Annotated in this window: 25 protein-coding genes and 1 riboswitch; of the genes, 11 read left to right on the top strand and 14 right to left on the bottom strand. The window is 64.0% G+C overall.

All coding sequences use genetic code 11. The annotated features are described in order from the left end of the window. Window positions 1–65: 65 nt before the first annotated feature. Window positions 66–278 carry a DUF2934 domain-containing protein gene (locus VM780_RS17610; protein WP_414652849.1) on the top strand — a complete coding sequence of 71 codons (213 nt, stop codon included), beginning with the start codon at window positions 66–68 and terminating at the stop codon, window positions 276–278. Here VM780_RS17610 and VM780_RS17435 read toward each other — a convergent pair. Further along, window positions 275–637, bottom strand: a complete 363-nt coding sequence (locus tag VM780_RS17435) for a hypothetical protein (protein WP_325449650.1) — start codon at window positions 635–637, stop codon at window positions 275–277. The genes VM780_RS17610 and VM780_RS17435 overlap by 4 nt on opposite strands. A 424-nt stretch (window positions 638–1,061) precedes the next feature. Then, window positions 1,062–2,780: a site-specific DNA-methyltransferase gene (locus VM780_RS17425; RefSeq protein WP_325449648.1), complete on the bottom strand. Its 1,719-nt coding sequence runs from the start codon at window positions 2,778–2,780 to the stop codon at window positions 1,062–1,064. A 374-nt stretch (window positions 2,781–3,154) separates the two neighbouring features. Between VM780_RS17425 and VM780_RS17420 the strand changes: the two genes are divergently transcribed. From VM780_RS17420 to VM780_RS17405, 4 genes are all read left to right on the top strand, one after another. After that, window positions 3,155–3,418 (top strand): hypothetical protein, encoded by a 264-nt coding sequence (locus VM780_RS17420; protein WP_325449646.1) that lies wholly within the window; start codon window positions 3,155–3,157, stop codon window positions 3,416–3,418. Window positions 3,419–3,459: 41 nt separating this feature from the next. Beyond that, window positions 3,460–3,654, top strand: coding sequence for a hypothetical protein (locus tag VM780_RS17415; RefSeq protein WP_325449644.1), 195 nt, complete (start codon window positions 3,460–3,462; stop codon window positions 3,652–3,654). Beyond that, window positions 3,651–4,709, top strand: coding sequence for a P63C domain-containing protein (locus VM780_RS17410; protein ID WP_325449642.1), 1,059 nt, complete (start codon window positions 3,651–3,653; stop codon window positions 4,707–4,709). Before VM780_RS17415 ends, VM780_RS17410 begins: the two co-directional genes overlap by 4 nt. A gap of 173 nt (window positions 4,710–4,882) precedes the next feature. Continuing rightward, a complete protein-coding gene (locus VM780_RS17405; protein WP_325449640.1) occupies window positions 4,883–5,149 on the top strand; it encodes a hypothetical protein in 267 nt (88 codons plus the stop codon). Between the two features lie 27 nt (window positions 5,150–5,176). On the opposite strand, the gene VM780_RS17400 is transcribed toward VM780_RS17405, so the two are convergent. Both VM780_RS17400 and VM780_RS17395 read right to left on the bottom strand, forming a co-directional pair. Next, window positions 5,177–5,365: a hypothetical protein gene (locus VM780_RS17400; protein ID WP_325449638.1), complete on the bottom strand. Its 189-nt coding sequence runs from the start codon at window positions 5,363–5,365 to the stop codon at window positions 5,177–5,179. A 171-nt stretch (window positions 5,366–5,536) separates the two neighbouring features. Beyond that, window positions 5,537–5,992, bottom strand: coding sequence for an Arc family DNA-binding protein (locus VM780_RS17395; protein ID WP_325449636.1), 456 nt, complete (start codon window positions 5,990–5,992; stop codon window positions 5,537–5,539). A gap of 89 nt (window positions 5,993–6,081) precedes the next feature. Here VM780_RS17395 and VM780_RS17390 point away from each other — a divergent pair, with 89 nt between their 5' ends. The 6 genes from VM780_RS17390 (at window position 6,082) to VM780_RS17365 (ending at window position 9,844) form a co-directional block, all read left to right on the top strand. Next, on the top strand, window positions 6,082–6,318 hold the full coding sequence (locus VM780_RS17390) for an Arc family DNA-binding protein (RefSeq protein ID WP_325449634.1): 237 nt from the start codon (window positions 6,082–6,084) through the stop codon (window positions 6,316–6,318). A 15-nt stretch (window positions 6,319–6,333) separates the two neighbouring features. Next, window positions 6,334–7,077, top strand: a complete 744-nt coding sequence (locus VM780_RS17385; RefSeq protein ID WP_325449632.1) for a phage regulatory protein/antirepressor Ant — start codon at window positions 6,334–6,336, stop codon at window positions 7,075–7,077. Window positions 7,078–7,154: 77 nt separating this feature from the next. Continuing rightward, window positions 7,155–7,517 carry a hypothetical protein gene (locus tag VM780_RS17380; protein WP_325449631.1) on the top strand — a complete coding sequence of 121 codons (363 nt, stop codon included), beginning with the start codon at window positions 7,155–7,157 and terminating at the stop codon, window positions 7,515–7,517. Window positions 7,518–7,634: 117 nt separating this feature from the next. After that, entirely contained in the window at window positions 7,635–8,384 is a 750-nt protein-coding gene (locus VM780_RS17375; RefSeq protein WP_325449629.1) for a hypothetical protein, read from the top strand. A 36-nt stretch (window positions 8,385–8,420) separates the two neighbouring features. After that, the gene (locus VM780_RS17370; protein ID WP_325449627.1) at window positions 8,421–8,816 is read left to right on the top strand and encodes a hypothetical protein; all 396 of its coding nucleotides are present in this window, start codon (window positions 8,421–8,423) and stop codon (window positions 8,814–8,816) included. 26 nt (window positions 8,817–8,842) lie between these two features. After that, a complete protein-coding gene (locus tag VM780_RS17365) occupies window positions 8,843–9,844 on the top strand; it encodes a site-specific integrase (RefSeq protein WP_325449625.1) in 1,002 nt (333 codons plus the stop codon). Window positions 9,845–10,038: 194 nt separating this feature from the next. Here VM780_RS17365 and VM780_RS17360 read toward each other — a convergent pair whose 3' ends face one another. The 10 genes from VM780_RS17360 to VM780_RS17315 all read right to left on the bottom strand — a co-directional run bounded on the left by VM780_RS17360 (window position 10,039) and on the right by VM780_RS17315 (window position 20,710). Further along, a complete protein-coding gene (locus tag VM780_RS17360; protein WP_325449623.1) occupies window positions 10,039–11,313 on the bottom strand; it encodes a cyclopropane-fatty-acyl-phospholipid synthase family protein in 1,275 nt (424 codons plus the stop codon). Window positions 11,314–11,494: 181 nt separating this feature from the next. Next, complete coding sequence (gene thiC, locus VM780_RS17355) at window positions 11,495–13,333, bottom strand: phosphomethylpyrimidine synthase ThiC (protein WP_325449621.1); 1,839 nt, start codon at window positions 13,331–13,333, stop codon at window positions 11,495–11,497. Window positions 13,334–13,411: 78 nt separating this feature from the next. Continuing rightward, a riboswitch (TPP riboswitch) is annotated at window positions 13,412–13,521 on the bottom strand. A gap of 44 nt (window positions 13,522–13,565) precedes the next feature. Further along, window positions 13,566–14,057: a DUF29 domain-containing protein gene (locus VM780_RS17350; RefSeq protein WP_325449619.1), complete on the bottom strand. Its 492-nt coding sequence runs from the start codon at window positions 14,055–14,057 to the stop codon at window positions 13,566–13,568. A 39-nt stretch (window positions 14,058–14,096) separates the two neighbouring features. Then, entirely contained in the window at window positions 14,097–14,759 is a 663-nt protein-coding gene (locus VM780_RS17345; RefSeq protein WP_325449617.1) for a 2,3-bisphosphoglycerate-dependent phosphoglycerate mutase, read from the bottom strand. A 119-nt stretch (window positions 14,760–14,878) separates the two neighbouring features. Next, on the bottom strand, window positions 14,879–16,273 hold the full coding sequence (locus tag VM780_RS17340; protein ID WP_325449615.1) for an NAD(P)(+) transhydrogenase (Re/Si-specific) subunit beta: 1,395 nt from the start codon (window positions 16,271–16,273) through the stop codon (window positions 14,879–14,881). Between the two features lie 5 nt (window positions 16,274–16,278). Continuing rightward, window positions 16,279–16,722, bottom strand: a complete 444-nt coding sequence (locus VM780_RS17335) for an NAD(P) transhydrogenase subunit alpha (RefSeq protein ID WP_325449613.1) — start codon at window positions 16,720–16,722, stop codon at window positions 16,279–16,281. After that, window positions 16,723–17,922, bottom strand: a complete 1,200-nt coding sequence (locus VM780_RS17330) for a Re/Si-specific NAD(P)(+) transhydrogenase subunit alpha (protein ID WP_325449611.1) — start codon at window positions 17,920–17,922, stop codon at window positions 16,723–16,725. Between the two features lie 4 nt (window positions 17,923–17,926). Further along, a complete protein-coding gene (locus VM780_RS17325) occupies window positions 17,927–18,217 on the bottom strand; it encodes an aa3-type cytochrome c oxidase subunit IV (RefSeq protein ID WP_325449609.1) in 291 nt (96 codons plus the stop codon). Between the two features lie 126 nt (window positions 18,218–18,343). Next, window positions 18,344–19,702 (bottom strand): AarF/ABC1/UbiB kinase family protein, encoded by a 1,359-nt coding sequence (locus VM780_RS17320; protein WP_325449607.1) that lies wholly within the window; start codon window positions 19,700–19,702, stop codon window positions 18,344–18,346. Between the two features lie 96 nt (window positions 19,703–19,798). Beyond that, window positions 19,799–20,710, bottom strand: a complete 912-nt coding sequence (locus tag VM780_RS17315) for a hypothetical protein (RefSeq protein ID WP_325449605.1) — start codon at window positions 20,708–20,710, stop codon at window positions 19,799–19,801. Between the last annotated feature and the right edge of the window lie 250 nt (window positions 20,711–20,960).

The following is a 20,960-nucleotide window of genomic DNA, read 5'->3' as shown; positions in this document are numbered from 1 at the left end:
CGCAATTCGCAAAGCCCGGCGTGTCGTGCTATGATCCCGGTTCAAGCAAAGAAAAGGCTGCGATCATGGCCGGCGAGCCAAAGCATTCCTATGACAAGAACGACACTGATCCCGCTCACATAGACGATCGGATTCGCGAACTCGCATACTGCATGTGGGAAAAAGATGGCAGTCCGGACGGAAAGTCGGACCTATACTGGAAGCGCGCTAAAGCTCAGCTTGAAGCTGAGGGAAAGTCTGCTTACCCGCCATCTCAGTCCCGAGCCAACCGCGACTAGCCGTCACCATCCTCCGCAGGGTTTCCGTTCTCGTCCACAATCCTGAACGTCACCCTGCCGAGTTTGGCGTCTCGCCTATCGGCATAGGCCTGAGCGCCAGTCCGCGCCGCCTCAAGCGTCGGGTATGCCTCGGGCAGCTTTTGCGACAAGAAGCCTTCGTCTGTGGGGCTCGACAGCTCAATGATCTCGACGTGGTAGGTCATCGTGCGCTTCTCGGTCTTCGACGCCTGAGAGGCCTTAGCCAGCTTCCTCACCCTCTCCGCATACCGCTTCGGATCGTCGTCCGTGCGTAGCGCGCGCGCGGCGTCGCGGAACTTGTCGATCTGTGGGCGCTGGTCGTCTTTTGGATCGTCACTCATGGAGCGAGCCTGATCTCGATCACCGCTGAACGCAAATCGCCACCGACCGAAGCCGGCCGCGATCCCTCCCCGGAGGCCCAAAGCCGCACGAGGCTGGCGTCAGTGAGACGGCCCGCGGGCTACCGCCCGCGAATTGGGTATGTCAGAGCTCGACGCGTGGCGCGCGACGCAAGTCGCGGGACACCTGAACCATGCCGAACTCGCGGCGCTCGAGCGAAACTCGGACGTCGCTCGCCGTATTTCAGACGGATCGCGGCGTGTGAAGAGGCGCTGGACATGCGGGCCTCCTCACATGCCGACGAGGCGGCTTAGGAGCTCACCGCCGCATGGACAACGTCGCCCTGGCGCACCGCGCGCTTGGACTCGGGCTGGCGCATGGCGTCAGCCGGGAGTGGAAGGGGTATTGCCAGCGGAAGGCGTCGGTTTAGGATGCCTTCCTGACCTTAGACGGATTGAAGTGGCGAACTACGGCATCGTCAGTCGGCGCACCGGCGATCACCAAGGGCAGCTCAGGCTGGTCTGGTTTGGGAAGCTTAGTGGGTATCGACGGCCGCTTACGACGGCGAGAGAACGCCGCTGAATCGAGCTGTGGGCCGTGGGGGAGGTCCGGACGATAACCTTCAAACCAGTCTTGGATGGAAACGATCTGCAATCGCGGCTTTCGTCCTTGTGCCGTGTCTACAAAGCCGGCGGTGGCCGCTTCGCGGACCATTTCCGATGTTGGTCGGTAAAGACAAACAAAGAGCCCCATCTCGGCCTTGTCCCTATCCAGAACCCCTCGGAATTCTCTAATCATACTCGGGCTTAGTTTTTTGCCGCCTTTTGCCGAGATCAGCAACTTTCCGTACGATCGGCTCCCAGGCCCCATCGGAAAATATAGCTCTCCATCAATGCCACGATCTGCTCCTTTCTTAATTTCCCTTACAGCGTGTGGGTCGAACAAATAATTGGCCCACCATTGAAACTGATACTTATCCCGCCCGGCGAGCGCCACTGCCTGGTCGAAGGCCGCCGGTATTCCTAAGACTTGAAAGCGTGATGTTCCTCTAAATTCATCGCTCATACGCCCCTCAATGACACGGACAGCATGATAAGCGATATCAATACCAATCCATCGCCGCCCCAGGCGCTGTGCGGCCTCGATTGTAGTCCCACACCCACAGAACGGGTCTAGCACAACAGCATCATTATCGGACGACGCCCGTATTATTCTTTCTAAGAGAGTGACGGGCTTTTGCGTAGGATATCCTAGTCGTTCTCGCCCGATATTATGAACAGGCTTGATGTCTGTAATGATGTCCTGAAGAGGCATCCCGGGAAGATCGTCAGCATATCTCTTGAGACGGGGAACACCGCCTGCCTTTTCCGGCCAATGGATCATCCCGGCTCGATCCAAGTTTTCTAGCTCATGGTGTGGAACGGCCCAATGACGCCCCTTAGCGGTTACGTCGATTCCTCGCCAAGGTTTGCCGCTTTCCCCTCGCCTGGTACCGGAACCGGTTAGGTCTCCTCGCGCCCACTTTCTCCCATCCGGGTCTTCGTGAACAAAGAATGCATCAATATAGTCTTGATCATATTTTTGCGTGAGGGATTTATTCCAAAAAAACTTATCTGATGGAGCATACATCAAAATTGTATCGTGGATCGGACCCCACTTTCTTGCTGAATTGTGAGCGCTAGTTCGCTTCCAGACTACTTCGTTCTTGAACGCTTGGGGGCCAAAGATGCCATCCATCATTATCTTCAGGTAATGACTAGCAGTCGGATCGCAATGTAGATAGACGGAGCCGTTTGGCTTAAGCGCCCTCTTCAGCTCATGCAACCTTACCGACATTATCGTGAGATAGGCCATCATGTCGCTTTCCTTCAAGGCGTAGCGAAATGACTCGAGAAATCGTGCAGTATTACCCCTGATTTTGGTCATGATATCGTCGTAGGCCCGCTCCGCCTCGTCTCCCCACACCCAGGTGTCCCGGAACGCTTCAGCTTGAGATGAGGTCTTTTCCGTATCAGGAGTCTCAAACAACACGTTGTAGCGAGCATTAGAATTAAATGGGGGGTCAAGATAAATTAAGTCCACGCTTTCATCTGCAATGTCGTTGCGCAATACGTCGACGTTGTCGCCGAAATACAATTTGTTCATGACACGATCCCCCGATCGCACGCGCTTGCGCGATCGTGCATGAGTTGCGGTTAATGCGGTGGAAATAACTTATTAACCACCCGTTAAGCGGGTGGATGATCGGCAGGGGATTGGCGTGTCCTAGAGCCCGCCGACGCCGGCGCGCCAGCGGCCGTTTGATTCTCTGGCTGGCCTGGTGGGTGACGCCCGCACCCACACCCTCATTGCTCATATCGGCCTTCGCTACCCCGCACCGCTCCGCGAGACCGTCAGCGCCCGCTCGACCTGGAACGTGCCCCGTCTTCCGCGGCTCGCTGCGGGCCGCGGTGTTCTTCGCAGCCTGCGACGGCGTGAGACAGCGGACGGACCCGTCGACGCCGAGGCGTGAGAGGTCAGTGAGAACCTGCATCGCGCAGATGCTGACGGCGCTTGAGCGCGATCAGAACGTCGCTCGCTCGATCGAGCTTGCACAGATGAAGCGCGAGCGAATTTCCGAGCAAATTGCACAGAAAAGCAAAGGTCGACCTGAAAGCGGCGTCGACGCCTCCACACGCGTCGAGCGGCCCGCGCTCTGCTCGACCGCCTACCGCGGCGAGATCCCGAGCTCCGCGCACAGCTCCTCATCCGCTGGCCGCTCGCCGGCCCAGCCGAACCAGTAGTTCTCGTTCCGGCCGTCCTCGTAGCGAAGCCAGAAGAGCCCGTGCCGCTGATCGTAGCCGCGCTGATCGGCCAGGCGCAGTGGGGTCAGGAACGCTCCGAGAGTTTAAAGGAGTGGACACTCGGGGCCATAGCGCCAGATTTTAATGCACGCATGCACGCCGGATTCATGCTTGCAATTTTTGTAGACAGGGAGTATCGCTTGCAAGCACTGATCCCTAATGGATGCTTGCAATGAGACCCCCGGCTGAAGGTCGCGCTAAAGGCGGGTTAGCCCGCGCGGAAGCGCTGTCGCCAGAAGAGCGCAGTAAGATTGCGTCAGAAGCCGCGAAGAAACGTTGGGCCGATAGAGCGGACCCGACCCCGGATATGCCCCGGGTATTGGAGGGATATTCAAACGTCCTCAACCTCGCGGGGACCAAACTCCCCTGTGCAGTTGTTCAAGGGCCAGACGGCGTACAGCGTGTATTGAGCGAGAATGGCATAACCAACGCGATCCTCGGTAGTCGTTCTGGCGCTTCGAAGAGATTGAAAAAGGCTGCAGAGGATGAAGGGGCCCTTTTGCCGCTCTTTGTGGCCCCGAGGCAGCTTAAGCCATTCATTACGCAAGAACTCTTGGATGGGCCCCTTAAGCCGATCGACTATGTCGACGGCGACCGCGTTGTACGAGGTTATGACGCGTCAATCCTAGTCGCCGTTTGCGGTGTTTGGCTGAAGGCAAGGCAGGAGGGCGCACTTCAGAAGCAGCAGCTGGGAAAGGCACAGGCGGCAGAATCTCTAACGCTGGCCCTCGCCGACACTGGCGTCGTCGCCCTGATTGATGAAGCAACTGGTTATCAGGATGAGCGCGCAAGGGACGCGCTGGCAAAAATCTTCACAACGTTTCTGGCAAAGGAGCGCCAGAAGTGGGCACTGACTTTTCCGATCGACTTCTATCGGGAGATTTATCGACTTAGGGGCTGGAAGTTCGAGCCGTGGAATACGAAGCGCCCGAGCGTCGTGGCGCTCTGGACAGACGATTTCGTCTATGACCGATTGGCGCCGGGGCTCACGGAAGAACTAAGGACAAAAAACCCGATCGCAGAATCCGGCCGCCGGCCGCATAAGCACCACCAGTGGTTCAACCCGGACCGTGGTCATCCGAAACTCAAAGAGCATATCGCGGGCGTCATTGCCCTGCTTCGAGCCTCTGAAGATTGGAAGGGCTTTCGCCGCGCATTGGACCGCGCGTTCCCGAAGTTCGGCGAAACGATCGAGATGCCCCTGACCGGCGGTGGTCCTAGGAAGCCTTAGACAACACCTTAGCCGCCGCCTTTTCCCGACTTGGGCGCGCAACTCAGCCACCATGCTGCAGCCGCTGCGGGCCCGCCTTTGCGACCTGTCCTTGCGGTCGTCGCTGGGCAGAGACCACTTGAGAGGATCAAGCTGGCTAGGACTACCCTGCCGAGTAGAAAAGGCACATCCCCATGACTAACCGGTACACCGACGAAGACGCCGCCTATGGTGCGGCTCTCAAGCTCATTCTGGATGTTCTTATTAATGCAAATGCGGCTTCCGCCAATGACCTTGCGTCAGCGTTTGCAACAATGCGCGAAAAGTTTCTGGCAAAGGAGAACGTAAAGGGGGCGGCAATCATGGAGACGTTCAGGTCGTTCTGCGTCGACCCACAACGAGAGAAACATCGGGAACTCGCTAAGCAAGTCCAGCGGGATCCGCCAGCTGGCTCAGCCTGAGCCGCTAAGACCCCGCCAGCCGACCGACTAGAAGGCTATCACAAGAACGATCATGCCGACGGTTGTGGCGTTGTGGACAGATCGGTACCGCTCGTAGTCGACGAACCGAGCTCTGAGCCTGGAGACCTCCGCTTCGAGATCCTGGATTCGGAGCTCCAGCCGGAGGGTGCTCTTGGCTAGGGCGTTCTGCAGCCGGTCGCGTCGATCGTCGTTCATCAGAGCGGGCGCTTAGCTGGCGGCCTCTTGCGAGTCTTTTTCATGGCCTACGTCGCCTAGCTCTCTCTTCCTTCATCTCGCGCGCGAGGCGGACCATAGGGGTGTCGACGGGTCCGGCGGACATGCGTCGGTCTTACGTCGAACCGGTCGGCAGATCCTTCTGTTGCTGGCCTAAATTTTTCCACCGCGTTGAGATTCCAAGTATCTGTCTCTGTCAGCGATCTCGACGAACTTCATTGCGTCTTCTAACTTGAGACGTCCATGCTTCACGCTCTCGTATAGCTCGGGAAAATCCCTCTCAAGGCTCTCAAAAAGCACCACCTGGGGAAGAGAATACCCATTCTCCTTCCCGACTCGTAGCGCGTCAACCAAATTACTAAGAACGTCGCGGAGTTCTTTAAGCCGCGCATAATCCGGTGCGTCTTGAAAGTCGCCAACCACCTCTCTCGCGAGGTAGATAAGATCTTCGAGCAACGGCTCTGCCGGATAATGCTCTTCTAAGCAGTCAACAATCTCCGCATTCATTGAGCGGCCGTTTGCTTGAGCCGCGACCTTGATGCGATCTCGCAGCCCTTCAGGCATGCGGAGCATGAACTTATCCTGATACGTCCGGCCTTCCTCGCTCATGATGTCCATTGGACGCAAAAAAGCAATTGACGCAATAGCGTCCGTTGGACATCATGACAGTGCAGTCCATTGGACATCACGAGGATCCCGTGTCTCCCAGCAGGTTCGCCGACAGGCTTCAACTACGCCTTCCGATGGGGCTTCGAGAAGAGATCAAGCAGGCAGCGGCCAAGAACCGCCGATCCATGAACGCCGAGGTGGTGATCCACCTTGAGCGCGCTCTCCGGAGCGCTCCGGAAGCGGCAGGGGAGGGTTTTGCCGACGCGACCCCCGCCGCTTCCTCGAACACCGCTGCCTTGCAGGGCGGCGACGTCACCCACGGCTGAACGGAGCCACGGACTATGGACCTTACCACTCTCGGGTCGCCTGCGGGAGCCGGCCGCTCGTCCCTCACCATGTCGAGCCGCGAAATCGCGGACCTCGTTGAAACTCGCCACAATCAGATCGTCGAGACGATCGAGCGGCTCTTCGAGAAAGAGGTTTTGCGGGAAAGCCGCAAAACCACTCGCACCTACCGCCCTGAAGGTGGAGGACGGCCAACCGAAATTTACGACCTCACCAAGCGCGATACCCTTGTCGTCGTCTCAGGGTATGATGACGCTCTCCGCGCCAAGATCATCGATCGCTGGATGGAGTTGGAGGCACGCGAAGCGGCACCCGCCGATCCGATGGCGGTGCTGAACGATCCTGCGGCGATGCGCGGCCTGCTGCTCACCTACAGCGAAAAGGTGCTGACGCTCGAAGGACGGGTCGCCGACATGGCGCCGGCCGTCGAGGCCCTGGACCGGATCGCCAAGGCGGACGGCTCCCTCTGCATCACCGACGCGGCGAAGGCGCTTCAGGTACGGCCGAAGGACCTGTTCTCCTACCTGCGCGAGCACGGCTGGATCTACCGGCGTCCCGGCTCCAGCCACGATCTCGGCTACCAGACCAAGGTCGCGACCGGCCTTCTCGAGCACAAGGTCACGACCGTTCTGCGCGCCGACGGCTCCGAAAAGGTGACGGAGCAGGTCCGCATCACGCCGAAGGGCCTTGCTGCACTCGGCAAGCTGATGCCGCCGCCGGCGTCCGCTGTAGCCGCCTGATCAACGACTGAGCCGTGCGGTGGAGGCGCAGGCCTCCTCCGCCCATCGTCGAAACGCCGATCCAGGAGATCAGGCGAATGACCACCCATGCCCTAAAGACGGCGGAGCCGCCCTCCCCCGCGACGTCGATTTGCCACTTCAGCCTCGCCGATCTCCACACGATGCACTCGGTACTCTCCGCAGGCGCGGACGCGGTTTACGACAGGCTGGCCCAGCCGCGCGTCACGGATCAGCTCGAAAGTCTGCTGATCGAGCTGATCCGCCCGTTCAGCGAGACCGTCGACCGCATCGTCGATGAAGTTCGCACTCGCGCACCTGCAGACCTCCACGAGGTGCGGCTGAAGACGGAGCTTGTCGTCGGCTCGCTCCTGAGCGTGGGAGAGGTCGAGGAAGCGGCTGAGGCCGCCGCCGAGATCCTGAACGAGTGGAAGCGTCGCTAGGCCAGCCGCTCCGAAATGAGTGACGCCGAACGACATCACGAATAATGTAATTCGCGCTTGCGCAACTACACGATACGTGTAGCTTGAGGTGGCCATACAGGCTGATGGAGACCCAGCATGTCACTTGCTACCGCCGCCAACGTCACTGCCCACGGTCCTCGCCGCGCCACCGCTCGCAAGACGACCGGAGAACAGGTCAAAAGATCCTCGGCCGCCGAGGTCATTGATCATGCTGCCGCTGCTGCCCAACGTCGCGTGCAGATCGGAGACCCTCTGCTCGACCTCATGGAGCGAACCCGACTGGGCTACCTGTCCGCCGAGGCCGCCGAGGACGAGGCGGTTTCGGACGCGATCTACGACCCGCTGTTCGAAGAGCAGAAGAACGCGCCGGCCGCGACATCCATGGCGGGTGTCCTCGCCGCGCTCCGCTACGGCATCTCAGACATCGAAGGTTTCGACTCCTGCACCGGCAGCGTCCTTCGCGGCGCGCTTGCTGGGCTTGAACGGATCGTAGGGTCTCCCAAAACCGACCCCGCTTTCCGGATCATCGAAGAGCATCGAGCTGCCTGGACCAAGTGGAAGGCCTTCGGCGACCACACGCCGGACGAACACCCCGCCTTCAAAGCCGCCGACAAGAAGGAAGTGGCGTGCTGGGAAAGGCTTATCGCGACGACGCCGACCACCATTGCCGGCTTGGGCGCCCTGCTCGACTACTACGACCGGGCCAAGCTGCTGCAGAGGGCGTGCGAGTCTGGAGACGCCGAGACGATCCTCAAGGCGCTTGCCTCTGCAGCGCCCATGATCTGTGGCGTGGCAGCGTCCACCACCGCTACCGACGACCCTCTGCTCGACAAGCGGCGGAGATAGAGCCGCTGAGGGGCGACCTCATCATGAGATCGGCAGATGGCTGACGCGGCCTTCTACATCCCCGCCGCGCTGAAGGCGGAGCTCGACGCGCTGTTCGACGGCACTTGGCTTGCCTCGCACCCGAAGGTCGCTGCGCTGCTCAGGATCTCCGACAAGACGCTGAAGCAGCTCGGGGACGACGGGCTCATCCGCTACCGGCTTCGCGGCCGGGTGTGGCGGGTTTACGCTCGCGAAGACATCGAAGCCTATGTGGGAGCCGAGCCGTGTCCGTCTACCGCCCGAAACGCAGAGACGGCTCCTACCGCTCGGAGTTCTGGCACTTCGACTTCGTCATCAAGACACCGGACGGGGCAAGTCGTCGTTTTCACGGCAGCACTGGCCAGAGAACGCGCGCGAAAGCGGAGCGCGTCGAGACTGCGAAGCGAGAGCTAGCCGCAACCGGCCGGCTTCAGCATGCCATGACCCTGGCGGAGGCCGCCTTCCGTTACGAGGAGGAGCTTGAGCACCAGCCCAGCATAGACGACACGCGGACCTCCCTTGGGCACCTTTGCCGGCTGATCGGCGGCGAGACGCCGCTGGTGACTATCGACGGTCAGATGATCGCGAACGCTGCGAGGAAACGCGCCGCCGAGCGGGTGACGATCAAGACTCGCACCGGCCTGAAGGAGCACGGCCTGGTCTCTGCCGCGACCGTCAATCGGCAGATCGTGCAGTGCGCCCGGCGCCTGCTCATCCGCGCGAAGCAGGCATGGAAGGTCCCGGTCGACACCGACATCGACTGGAAATCGATGCTGCTCCCGGAACGCCAGCGCATGCGCGTGCTGAACGACAGCGAACGGGCCGCTTACCTCGAGGCTTTCCGCGAGGATCTGCGCCCGATCATGCGCGTCTATCTGCTATCAGGCGTCCGGCGCTCGGCGCTGTGCAAGCTGCCGCGGAGCGCCGTCGACTGGGAGAAAGACGGCTTCACGATCATGCTGAAGCGCAAGCGTGGCGAGGAGCCGCGCGCCCACTTCATCACCTTCACGCCCGAGATTCGGGCGATCTTCAAAGCCGAGATGCTGAAGCACGCCCTACCGGAGGTCTTCACCTACGTGGTGCAGCAAACGCGGACGGTCGGCGGCGAAAAGCGGGTGAAGGGCTCGCGCCAGCCGATCGGCTACGACACGCTTCGAAAGGCTCATGAGGCGGCAAGGCTGAAGGCAGGAATCCCGGAGTTCCGGTTCCACGACAACCGGCACGACACCGCCACCAGGGCGCTACGGGCCACGAAGAACCTGAAGCTCGTCCAACGGATGCTCGGACACTCTGACATCTCGTCGACGGCGCGTTACGCGCACGTGCTGGACGACGATCTTCGGGAGGGCATGGCGTCGTTCGGGCTGTCCCGGAATAGTCCCGAAGCGCCCGATTCACGCCTCCCGGAAATCACGCGGAAGTCCCAAGAGAATGAGGGCTAAGGATGCGATCTTCTCGAACCGCCGGCGCATGCTCCCAAAGCAGGCGCTCTACCAGGCTGAGCTACGCCCCGAGACCAACGGGAGGTAAGGCTTATGGCGGTTCGAGCGCTCCCGCGCAAGCGGTCACGACGGGAATGCCGGCAGGGCCGGCTCGCCTTGGCGGAGGCGAGCCGGCGAGAGGGGGGCCGCTCCGGTTAGACGGACGCCAGCCTGCGGCCTTCGGGCCGGACCGCGCGGCCGGCGTCGGCCTCGGCGCGGCGCAGCGCGTCCTCCGCCTGCTCGATGTAATTGCGCGTGAGGGGCGCCGCATCCTGGCGGCGGGCGAGCTGGAGCTGGAACACGACGACATTGCGCCAGCGAAACGCCGCCTCGCAGCCGGCGAGATAAAATTCCCACATCCGGCAGAAGCGCTCGTCGTAGAGCTTCACCGCCTCGTCGCGGCGCGCCATGAACCGTTCGCGCCAGTCGCGCAGCGTCGAGGCGTAGTGCAGCCGGAGGATCTCGACGTCGGTCAGCACGAGGCCCGACTTCTCGATCCAGGGCAGCAGTTCGGACAGCGCCGGCAGATGGCCGCCGGGGAAGATGTACTTGTCGATCCACGGGTTGGTGAACCAGGGGCCGTCCGACAGGCCGATCGTGTGCAGCAGCATCACGCCATCTTCGGTGAGCAGGCTCTTACACTTGTCGAAGAAGGTGCGCTGGTTGTGCAGCCCGACATGCTCGAACATGCCGACCGAGACGATCCGGTCGAACCGCCCCTCGACCGCCCGGTAATCCCGCAGTTCGAACCTGACGGCGTCCGCGAGGCCCGCCTCCCTGGCGCGGCGCTGCGCGGTCGCGAACTGCTCCTCGGACAGCGTCACCCCGAGAACCTCGCCGGCGCCGGCGGTCCCGGCGAGATAGAGGCCGAGGCCGCCCCAGCCGCAGCCGATGTCGAGCACCCGGTCCCCCGGGCGCACGACGAGCTTGGCGGCGATGTGCCGGCGCTTGGCGCTCTGCGCCTCCTCCAGCGTCGCCTCCGGGCTCTCGTAATAGGCGCAGGAATACTGTCGGTCGCTGTCGAGGAAGAGATCGTAGAGCCGGCCATCGAGATCGTAATGATGCGCCACGTTCTTGCGTGATCGGGCCGCGCCGTTGCTATGCGAGAGCCAGCGCAGCGCAAGCCGGGCGCGATCGAGCAGGCGGCCGAGCAGCGGCTTTTTCAGGCCGGCCGGCTGGTCATGGACCAGCTCCAGGAACTCGTAGATCCCGCCCTGCTCGACGACGAGCCGGCCATCCATGTAGAGCTCGCCAAGCTTGAGATCCGGATCAAGGACCAGAGCGAGCGCCGCCCGTCGATCGGCGAACCGGATGGCGACGGGGGCGCCCTGTCCGTTTCCGAAGGTGAGCGTTCGTCCGGAGGGCGCCCGGACAATCAGTGATCCACGTTCGACGAGCTGATCAAAGGCGAGCTTAAGCAACCAATCCATGATGACCCCTCCATCACGGCGCTATTATGTGCAGTTTCCGTGCCGCAAGCACTTCCCTTCCGGCAGGGCAGACGGCTACATATCGAAGCTCTCGCACCGTCGGCGAGCAGAGGTCAAAGCTTGACGACCGGCGCGTGCGTGGGCGACGGGATTGGGGGCGGCGGACCGCCCCCTTGCCGGCTCAGTCGGCGGAAACGTAGAGCGCGCCGCCCTGATTCAGGAACTCGCGCGACTTCTCCGCCATGCCCGCCTGCGCCTCCAAAGCTCGCGCCTCAGCCCGAAGTTCCTGGGTGATCTGCATCGAACAGAATTTCGGCCCGCACATGGAGCAGAAATGCGCCACCTTGTGCGCTTCCTTGGGCATGGTCTCGTCGTGAAAGGCGCGGGCGGTGTCGGGATCGAGCGACAGGTTGAACTGATCCTCCCAGCGGAAGTCGAAGCGCGCCCGCGACAGCGCGTCGTCCCTCAGCTTTGCGGCCGGGTGGCCCTTGGCGAGGTCGGCCGCATGCGCCGCGATCCGGTAGGTGATGACGCCGGTCTTCACGTCGTCCCGGTTCGGCAGGCCGAGATGCTCCTTCGGCGTGACATAGCAAAGCATCGCGGTCCCGAACCAGCCGATCATGGCCGCGCCGATGCCTGAGGTGATGTGGTCGTAGCCGGGCGCGACGTCGGTGGTGAGCGGGCCGAGCGTATAGAACGGCGCCTCGCCGCAGACGGCGAGCTGCTTGTCCATGTTCTGCTTGATCTTGTGCATCGGCACGTGGCCGGGACCTTCGATCATCACCTGGCAGCCCTTGTCCCAGGCGACTTTCGTGAGTTCGCCCAGGGTGTCGAGCTCGGCGAACTGCGCGGCGTCGTTGGCGTCGGCGATCGAGCCCGGCCTCAGGCCGTCGCCGAGCGAGAACGACACGTCGTATTTCCGCATGATGTCGCAGATGTCGCCGAAGCGCTCATAGAGGAAGCTCTCCCGGTGCCCGGCGAGGCACCAGCGCGCCATGATCGAGCCGCCGCGCGACACGATCCCGGTGACGCGGTTCGCGGTCAGCGGCACGTGGGCGAGCCGCACGCCGGCGTGGATGGTGAAGTAGTCGACGCCCTGCTCGGCCTGCTCGATCAGCGTGTCCTTGAACACCTCCCAGTCGAGCTTCAGCGGATCTCCGTCGACCTTCTCGAGCGCCTGGTAGATCGGCACCGTGCCGATCGGCACCGGCGAATTGCGGATGATCCAGGAGCGGATGTTGTGGATGTTCCGCCCGGTCGAGAGGTCCATCACCGTGTCGGCGCCCCAGCGGATCGCCCAGACAAGTTTTTCGACTTCCTCGGCGGCGCCGGAGGTGACGGCCGAATTGCCGATGTTGGCGTTGACCTTGACGAGGAAGTTGCGGCCGATCGCCATCGGCTCGAGCTCAGGGTGATTGACGTTGGCCGGGATGATCGCCCGGCCGCGCGCGACCTCGTCGCGCACGAATTCAGGCGTCACGAACTCCGGAATAGAAGCTCCGAAGCTGTCGCCGTCGGCATGGCGTTCACGCGCGCCGTCGCGCGCCGCCTCGCGGGCGAGGTTTTCGCGGTGGGCGACATAGATCATCTCCTCGGTGACGATCCCGGCCTTCGCGAATTCATACTGCGTGACCATCTGGCCCCGCGCCGCCTCGCGTATCAGGCGGGTCGCCGGGCATGGCGCGACCAGCCTGTCGGCGGAGACGTTGCCATTGTCCTCGGGCTTCACCGCACGGCCGGGCGCCACGTCGAGCCCGCGCGCCGCGATCCAGCTTTCGCGCACCGGCGGCAGCCCGGCGGCGAGGTCGATGCGGGCGGCGTCGTCCGTGTAGGGGCCGGACGGGTCGTAGACGCGGACCGGCTGCTCATTGGGATCGCTCAGTGTGATCTCGCGGAACGGCACCCGAAGTTCGGGATGCGACTTCGGCGCGGCGTAGACCTTGCGGGAGCCGGCGATCGGCCCGGTGGTGACGCTTTCGGGCGCGGCTTTGGCGTCCTTCGGCGGGATGTGGACGTTCATCGGGAATCTCCTCGAGCGCTTCTCGTTGGGAGATCCGGATTCTGACGAAATGTCAGGGAGACCGGGCGCGGACGCCCTTTGGCCTTCGGTTCCCGTCCCTTCGCCGGCATGACCCGGATCAGGTTCAAAGGGATCGGCCTCTGGCCATCTCAGCCCCGCATCGCAGCGGGACGCCCCTCGGAATGGGCGCAGGTTAGGAGCGATCGAGGGTGGTGTCGAGTGCGGAGGAGCGTCAGGCGTTGAAGGTAATGCGGCTCGCCAGGGCCTCGGCGTCGATCTCCTCGCCGTCGAGAATGTCGCCGAACGAGAAAGGGCTCTGCTTCGACGGTTCGCCCGGCAACGCTTCGCCGCGTCTCCGCAGAATGGTGCGGGCGTTGGCGACCGCGTGCCGCCAGACGCTGTGGACGTCCGACCGCTGGAGCATCGATGGCGTGACCGCGCTTTCGGCCTGCGACTTGAAGTTGTCGATCTCCTCAGCCCATTTGAGGCGAAGGTCAGGATCGGAAACGGCGGCCATCTTCAGAAGATGGACGAATACTTGTTTGACGTAACTCTCGAACGCCCGCTGTTCCGACCGCCCCACGCTTTCGATCTCCTCGGCGACGTTTTCGAGATCGAGTTCGTTCGGCAAACCCGATGCGCGAGTCTTGAGGTCGCGCAGCAGCGCGGCTTGGCGTTCTGACCAGAGCAGGATGTCGGTGTCGTAGTCGGCGACGTCACTCATGCGCCGAATGTCGCGCTGAGGTCTGGCGTTTGCAACTCGTCAGGCGCGGGACGACGGCTCCGCCAGATCGGCGGCCGGAAGGTTCGTCTTGACGAGACGCCGCCCGTCCTCGGCCAGCGCGTAGACTAAGGCCTGCGCGGTGCCGATGTTCACGTCCTCGATGGTCGCGGCGTCGATGCCGTCGAGGCGCATCAGCATCGAGCGCAGCGCGTTGCCGTGGCCGACGAGCAGCGCGCAGCCCCCCGCTCGCACGACCGGAGCGATCTCACGCTCGTAGAATGGCCAGACGCGAGCGGCCGTCATCGCCAGGCTCTCCCCGCCCTCCGGAACGGCGTCGTAGGATTTACGCCAGATCCTGACCCGCTCCGCCCCGAAGCGCTCGCGCGCCTGGCTCTTGTTCAGTCCTGCAAGGCCGCCATAGTCGCGTTCGTTGAGCGCGGCGTGCCTGCGCACCGGAAGATCGGATTGCCCGAGTTCGTCGAGGATCAGCTCCATGGTCTGGCCGGCGCGGGTCAGCATGCTCGTGAAGGCGTGCGTGAAGCTCAGCCCCAGGCGCCGCAGTTCCCGGCCCGCCGCGCGCGCCTCCTCCACGCCGCGGGGCGTGAGCGCCGGATCGCGGAGCCCGGAGAACAGATCCTGGGCGTTGTCCTCGCTTTGTCCGTGCCGGACGAGCACGAGCAAGCCACGGGCCGGCGTGGTCATAGGGTCTCCATCACCGGGGCAGCGCAAAGGCCCGTCATCCCGAAAATCCGCTCCTGGAATGGAAAAGGCCGGACGCTCCGGTCCGGCCTTTCCTGCCCTGCAATCGCGACGGCCGGAGGTCACAGCCCCCTGACGATCGCCTCCGTCATCTTCTTGGCGTCGCCGAACAGCATCATGGTGTTGTCGCGGAAGAACAGCTCGTTCTCGACGCCGGCGTAGCCGGAGCCCATGCCGCGCTTGATGAACAGCACGGTGCCGGCCTTCTCGACGTCCAGGATCGGCATGCCGTAGATCGCCGACGTCTTGTCGGTCTTGGCCGCCGGATTGGTGACGTCGTTCGCGCCGATCACGAAGGCCACGTCCGCGCCCGAGAACTCGGAGTTGATGTCCTCGAGTTCGAACACCTCGTCGTAAGGCACCTGCGCCTCGGCCAGCAGCACATTCATATGGCCCGGCATGCGGCCCGCCACCGGGTGGATGGCGTACTTCACCTCGACGCCCTCCTCCTTGAGCTTGTCGGCCATTTCACGCAGCGCGTGCTGCGCCTGCGCGACCGCCATGCCGTAGCCGGGCACGATGATGACCTTGGAGGCGTTCTTCATGATGAAGGCCGCGTCCTCGGCCGAGCCCTGCTTGACCGGCCGCTGCTCGACCTGTCCGCCGGCGCCTCCCGCCACCTCGCCGCCGAAGCCGCCGAGGATGACCGAGATGAAGCTGCGGTTCATGCCCTTGCACATGATGTAGGACAGGATCGCGCCCGACGAGCCGACCAGCGCGCCGGTGATGATCAGCGCGAGGTTGCCGAGCGTGAAGCCGATGCCGGCCGCAGCCCACCCCGAATAGGAGTTCAGCATCGAAACGACGACCGGCATGTCCGCGCCGCCGATCGGAATGATGATCAGGAAGCCGAAGACCAGCGCGACCAGCGTGATCAGCCAGAAGAGCGCGATGCTCTGGGTCAGCACGAACAGGATGACGAGCACCACCAGCAGGGCCGCGAGGCCGATATTGATGGCGTGCCGCATCGGCAGGATGATCGGCCGGCCGGACATGCGGCCGTCGAGCTTGGCGAAGGCGATGATCGAGCCCGAGAAGGTGATCGCGCCGATTGCGACGCCGAGCGACATCTCGACGAGGCTCTGCCCGTGGATGGCGTCCGGCGTTCCGATGCCGAAGGCCTCAGGCGCATAGAGCGCCGCCGCGGCGACCAGCACGGCCGCGAGGCCGACCAGCGAGTGGAAGGCGGCGACGAGCTGCGGCATGGCCGTCATGGCGATGCGCTTCGCCGTGACCGCGCCGACGGCGCCGCCGATGCCGAGGCCGAGCAGCACCAGGATCCAGCCGCCCGCGCCGTGCGGCGGCGAGACGAACAGCGTGGTGGCGATGGCGAGCGTCATGCCCGCCATGCCCATGTAGTTGCCGCGCCGCGACGAGGCCGGGCTCGAGAGGCCCTGCAGCGCCAGGATGAAGAGGACGCCGGCGACGAGGTAGAGGATCTGGACGAGGTCTGTCACCGGCCTCAGCCCTTCTTCTTGTACATGCCGAGCATGCGCTCGGTGACCAGGAAGCCGCCGAAGATGTTCACGCTGGCGAGCACGAGGGCGATGAAGCCGAAGGCGCGCGCCCACCAGGGGCCGGCGCCGCCGGCGAACTCGACGCCGACGGCGAGCAGGGCGCCGACGACGATGACGGAGGAGATCGCGTTGGTGACGGCCATCAGCGGCGTGTGCAGCGCGGGCGTCACGCTCCACACGACGTAGTAGCCGACGAACACCGCGAGCACGAAGATCGCGAGCCGGAACACGAAGGGATCGATCACGCCGCCCGTCGCGCCGTGCACGGCGACCCCGGCGGCGTCGGCGATCTGGTCCGCATAGGCCTGGGCGGCGTTGGCGGATTCACGGGCGGCCTCGGCCGCCGCGCGGGCGCGTTCGAGCGCCTGGTCGGGAGAGAGCTCGGCCATTTACTGGGCTTCCTGAACGGGCGAAACGTCAGAGGGCGCTTCCGCCGCAGGAGCGGGCGTCGGCGCGTCGGCTGGCTTGACGATCGGGTGAACCAGCGCGCCGTCCCGCGCGAGCGCGGTCGCCTTCACGAGTTCGTCGTCCCAGTTGATCGCAAGCTCCTTGGTCTCCTTGGAGACCAGCGTCTCGAGGAACGCCGCGAGGTTCTTGGCATAGAGCGCCGAAGAGGACGCCGCGAGCCGGCCGGCGACGTTCGCGTAGCCGACGATCTTGACGCCGTCGACCTCGACCACCTCGTCGGCCCTGGAGCCCTCGACATTGCCGCCGCGCTCCACCGCGAGGTCGACGATCACCGAGCCCGGCTTCATCGACCTCACCATGGCGGCGGTGACAAGCCGCGGCGCAGGACGCCCCGGGATCAGCGCGGTGGTGATGACGATGTCCTGCTTGGCGATGTGGCTTGCGACGAGCTCGGCCTGCTTGGCCTTGTAGGAGTCCGACATCTCCTTGGCGTAGCCGGCGGAGGTCTCGGCCTGCTTGAACTCGTCGTCCTCGACCGCCACGAACTTGGCGCCGAGGCTCGCGACCTGCTCCTTGGCGGCGGGCCGGACGTCGGTCGCCGAGACCACGGCGCCGAGGCGCCGCGCGGTCGCGATCGCCTGAAGGCCGGCGACGCCGGCGCCCATGACGAAGGCTCGCGCCGGAGGCACGGTGCCGGCGGCGGTCATCATCTGCGGGAAGGCGCGGCCGAACTCGGCGGCCGCGTCGATCACCGCGCGATAGCCGGCGAGGTTCGCCTGGCTGGACAGCACGTCCATGACCTGCGCGCGGGTGATGCGGGGCATCAGCTCCATCGCGAAGATCGAGACGCCGGTCCGCGCGAGTTCGGCGATCTCGGCGCCCTTGCCATAGGGGTCCATGATGCCGATGACGAGCGCGCCGGGCTTGAGGCCCTGGAGCCCTCCCGCCGCGGGGCGTCGGACGGTCAGGAAAACGTCGGCGCCCGACAGCGCCTCGCTGCGCGAGCCGGCGATGGTGGCCCCCGCTTCCCGGTAGGCCTCATCCGTGGCGCCGGCCGCAAGGCCCGCGCCGCTCTCGACCGTCACCTGAGCGCCTGTTCCCACGAGCCGCTTGACGACGTCTGGCGTCAGCGCGACTCGGGTTTCGGCAAGGTCGGTCTCTTTGGCGACGGCGATCCTCATCGCCTCAGCCGAACAGCACGTAGAGACCCAGGAGCACCACCCCGGCGATGGCCACCGGAACGACCGAGCCCTTAGGGGTCATGGCGCCGATCACGCCCGCCACGATGGCCATCACGATGCCGAAGCCGCAGAGCGCCCAGTCGCCCTTCACGCCGCCGATCGCGAGCGCGATCAGGATGACCACCAGATGGGCGGTGAACACCTTCGCAATCTTCAGAAAGGCGGTGTAGGTGCGCTCGTGCTCGGCGTAATCGTTGCCCGTCGCGGTGGCGTATTCAACGGCGTGCTCGGCCATGCTGGTTCCCCCTTGCGGCGTCTGGAAGCGTCGTTGTGTCGCCATGTACCGGAAAGGCGCGGATGCGGCAATTGCGCCGATAGTCTGGCATGCCACATACCAAACACGACGTTAGCAGCGTAGCGCCTAGAGCCCGACGGCTCCCAAAGCGCTCGCCTGGCGCTCCGCGACCTGCGCCACCGAAAAGCCCGCGATCGCCTCCCGGAATAGGGCCGAGAAGTTCAGCTCGGCCTGCAGGTGAAGGAATACGGCGCCGAGCCCGATCGCCGCCCGGTCCATGAACACGAACTCGCGCGGCACCGTGATCGGGCCCTTGCGCTTGAGCTCCTGCTGAACCTCGAAGGCCTGCTTGCGGCCATATTCGCCGGGCGAAACGCCGTCCGCGATCGTCCTCACCCGGTCATCGAGCAGCGGGCCGTAGATGAAGCGCGCCCAGATGTTCAGCACGTCGATCAGCTCGCGCTTCAGATTCTTGAAGCCCCAGACCTCATAGGCGTGGACCACCCGGGCGTCGTCGCCGTCGCGCAGGCCTTCGTAGAGATCGACCACGCCGCCGACGAAGGACGGCGGAAAGATCCGGATGCAGCCATAGTCGAGCAGGTTGATGCCCTGCGGCTCGCCGCCCTCGGCGAACGCCGTGTAGTTGCCGAGATGCGGGTCGCCATGGATGACGCCATGCGTCGAGAACGGGCCCCACCACGCCTTGAACATCGCGACCGCCAGCCGGTTGCGGATTTCGAGCGGCGCGTCCTTGTGGGCGAGCAGCCTTGTCCCCTCGAGCCAGTCGAGCGTGAGCAACCGGCCGGTCGAGAGCTCCGGCCGCACGCCCGGCACGCGCACCTCCGGGGTGCCTTTGAGCATCAGCCCGTAGAGCGCGGCGTTCTTCGCCTCGTGGCGGTAGTCGAGCTCCTCGCGGATGCGGGCGCCGATCTCCTCGACGATCTGGCTGGTGTCGATCGAGGCGTCGAACCGGCGGCGCAGGTCGAACAGCAGCCGGAGCTGGCCGAGATCGGCCTCGACGGTGGAGGCCATGTCCGGATATTGCAGCTTCACCGCGAGCGGCGCGCCCTTAAGGTCTGTGGCGCGGTGCACCTGGCCGAGCGAGGCGGCGGCGGCCGGCTCCTTTTCGAACGACCCGAACTTCTCCAGCCAGTCCGGCCCGAGCTCGGCGGCCATGCGGCGGCGCACGAAGCCATAGCCCATCGGGGGCGCGTCCGACTGGAGCTGCGCGAGCTCGGCGGCGTATTCGGGCGGAAGCGCGTCCGGAATGGTCGCGAGCAGCTGCGCGACCTTCATGATGGGACCCTTGAGGCCACCGAGCGCAGCCCGCAGATCCGCCGCCCGGTCGGCCCGTCCGGCGGCGCGCCCAAACAGCTGCGCCTGCGCGATCCTGGCCGCCACCCCGCCGACATTGACGCCGACGCGCGCATAGCGCCCCACGCGGGCGGAGAGGCGGTTACGTTCGAGATCGCGGTCTGAAGGCATGCCGGGCTTACGTCGTGCGCGTCTTGCCGGATGCAAGAGCGGCGACGCGACCCGACGTGGGCTCAGCGGAGTCTCTCAGAAGCAGATGATCGCTCCTCAATCGGGGAGCCCCCAGGTCGCCGCGGAGAAAGCTTCTGGAGGATCAAGCAGAGTTCGGAACGAAACGGGTGCGCGCTTCACCGTGACAGCGCTCAAGACCGTCCCATCTCCCCGCGACCAGGGCGCGCGCTTCAGCGTCACACCGTCCTTCGCAAGGCATCGTTTCTCCCCACCGTCCATCAGGCGCGGCGTCATGTCGTACCAGTCGCAGGGCTCTCTCAGGATGAGTTCCGAGCGACCGAGAGGAACCGGCTGCATAGTTGCTCCTGAAGCAGCCGACCCATCCCTCCTGAACAAGGCCGAGAACTGCAGATAAGTCCCATCCGACGCGATCTCGGCCGAAAGGAATGACCAAGCCGCCCCGTCCTTCAGAGTTATCCGCTGGCCGCCGTCGCCGTACTTTGAGAGGCTCAAAGTCCATGATCGGAAACGCTTTATCGTCTCACGAACTGGAAAGGTCTTGGCCGCCGCACCGGGCCGCTCAGCGACCAGGCTCACGACGGAGCCATCAGCGATCTCATCAGTGTCGGGCAAAGGCCAGTTGTCGCGATTCATCAAGCCAGGCGGCAGGTCCACCTCCCCCGACGCCACGCTCCGTCTATCAATCTTAACCGCCTCGTAGAGAGTGGGGCCGCCAGAGAACCCTCGCCAGAGCTCGATTCCGTCCGCCGTGACGCATCTGAGATCGACTATCTCGCTCACGCTGCTCTGGGAGCTCTCCCATATCTCGCAACGTTCACCGGCGATGACCTTGAATCGGCCGGTCCGAACGCTGCGACTGACGACTCCAACGGTCTGACGCCGACCTTGGGCATCGAAGTCTCTATCAATCGCCAAGCTCCTTAAGGCGCCGTCCTCGTGACGCCCGACTTGCACCAGCCTTGGCGCATTATAGTCGAAGTACGCCATTTGGATCCTTCCGGCGCGCACGGTGTCGATCCGAAGGCGGGAGCCTGAACGCGTCACCGTTCGCGACGCGTCGATCGGAGGCCCTGTTATCTCGAAGACCTTCAGCTGGACGACGTAGTCTGGAACCTGCGGCAATGGAGAGAATGGAGGTTCGTCCGCCAAAACTGAGGCAGGGGACACCAAGGCCGCCAAGACTAGGCCGCAGATCGACTTTGCCATCCGTCGTCACAGTCGATTGCAAGTTTGTCGA

It is taken from the genome of Hansschlegelia sp. (genome assembly GCF_035538955.1).
Classification (GTDB): domain Bacteria; phylum Pseudomonadota; class Alphaproteobacteria; order Rhizobiales; family Methylopilaceae; genus Methylopila.
The sequence above is the reverse complement of the archived record's forward strand: the minus strand, read 5'-3'. Positions and strand labels throughout refer to the sequence as shown.

Coding starts and splice junctions, on each gene's coding strand:
- VM780_RS17435 (WP_325449650.1), bottom strand. CDS start 637: ATGAGTGACGATCCAAAAGACGACCAGCGCCCACAGATCGACAAGTTC.
- thiC (WP_325449621.1), bottom strand. CDS start 13,333: ATGAACGTCCACATCCCGCCGAAGGACGCCAAAGCCGCGCCCGAAAGC.
- VM780_RS17385 (WP_325449632.1), top strand. CDS start 6,334: ATGGACCTTACCACTCTCGGGTCGCCTGCGGGAGCCGGCCGCTCGTCC.
- VM780_RS17380 (WP_325449631.1), top strand. CDS start 7,155: ATGACCACCCATGCCCTAAAGACGGCGGAGCCGCCCTCCCCCGCGACG.
- VM780_RS17335 (WP_325449613.1), bottom strand. CDS start 16,722: ATGGCCGAGCTCTCTCCCGACCAGGCGCTCGAACGCGCCCGCGCGGCG.
- VM780_RS17345 (WP_325449617.1), bottom strand. CDS start 14,759: ATGACCACGCCGGCCCGTGGCTTGCTCGTGCTCGTCCGGCACGGACAA.
- VM780_RS17360 (WP_325449623.1), bottom strand. CDS start 11,313: ATGGATTGGTTGCTTAAGCTCGCCTTTGATCAGCTCGTCGAACGTGGA.
- VM780_RS17405 (WP_325449640.1), top strand. CDS start 4,883: ATGACTAACCGGTACACCGACGAAGACGCCGCCTATGGTGCGGCTCTC.
- VM780_RS17325 (WP_325449609.1), bottom strand. CDS start 18,217: ATGGCCGAGCACGCCGTTGAATACGCCACCGCGACGGGCAACGATTAC.
- VM780_RS17375 (WP_325449629.1), top strand. CDS start 7,635: ATGTCACTTGCTACCGCCGCCAACGTCACTGCCCACGGTCCTCGCCGC.
- VM780_RS17315 (WP_325449605.1), bottom strand. CDS start 20,710: ATGGCGTACTTCGACTATAATGCGCCAAGGCTGGTGCAAGTCGGGCGT.
- VM780_RS17425 (WP_325449648.1), bottom strand. CDS start 2,780: ATGAACAAATTGTATTTCGGCGACAACGTCGACGTATTGCGCAACGAC.
- VM780_RS17395 (WP_325449636.1), bottom strand. CDS start 5,992: ATGAGCGAGGAAGGCCGGACGTATCAGGATAAGTTCATGCTCCGCATG.
- VM780_RS17365 (WP_325449625.1), top strand. CDS start 8,843: ATGACCCTGGCGGAGGCCGCCTTCCGTTACGAGGAGGAGCTTGAGCAC.
- VM780_RS17610 (WP_414652849.1), top strand. CDS start 66: ATGGCCGGCGAGCCAAAGCATTCCTATGACAAGAACGACACTGATCCC.
- VM780_RS17370 (WP_325449627.1), top strand. CDS start 8,421: ATGGCTGACGCGGCCTTCTACATCCCCGCCGCGCTGAAGGCGGAGCTC.
- VM780_RS17400 (WP_325449638.1), bottom strand. CDS start 5,365: ATGAACGACGATCGACGCGACCGGCTGCAGAACGCCCTAGCCAAGAGC.
- VM780_RS17320 (WP_325449607.1), bottom strand. CDS start 19,702: ATGCCTTCAGACCGCGATCTCGAACGTAACCGCCTCTCCGCCCGCGTG.
- VM780_RS17350 (WP_325449619.1), bottom strand. CDS start 14,057: ATGAGTGACGTCGCCGACTACGACACCGACATCCTGCTCTGGTCAGAA.
- VM780_RS17330 (WP_325449611.1), bottom strand. CDS start 17,922: ATGAGGATCGCCGTCGCCAAAGAGACCGACCTTGCCGAAACCCGAGTC.
- VM780_RS17410 (WP_325449642.1), top strand. CDS start 3,651: ATGAGACCCCCGGCTGAAGGTCGCGCTAAAGGCGGGTTAGCCCGCGCG.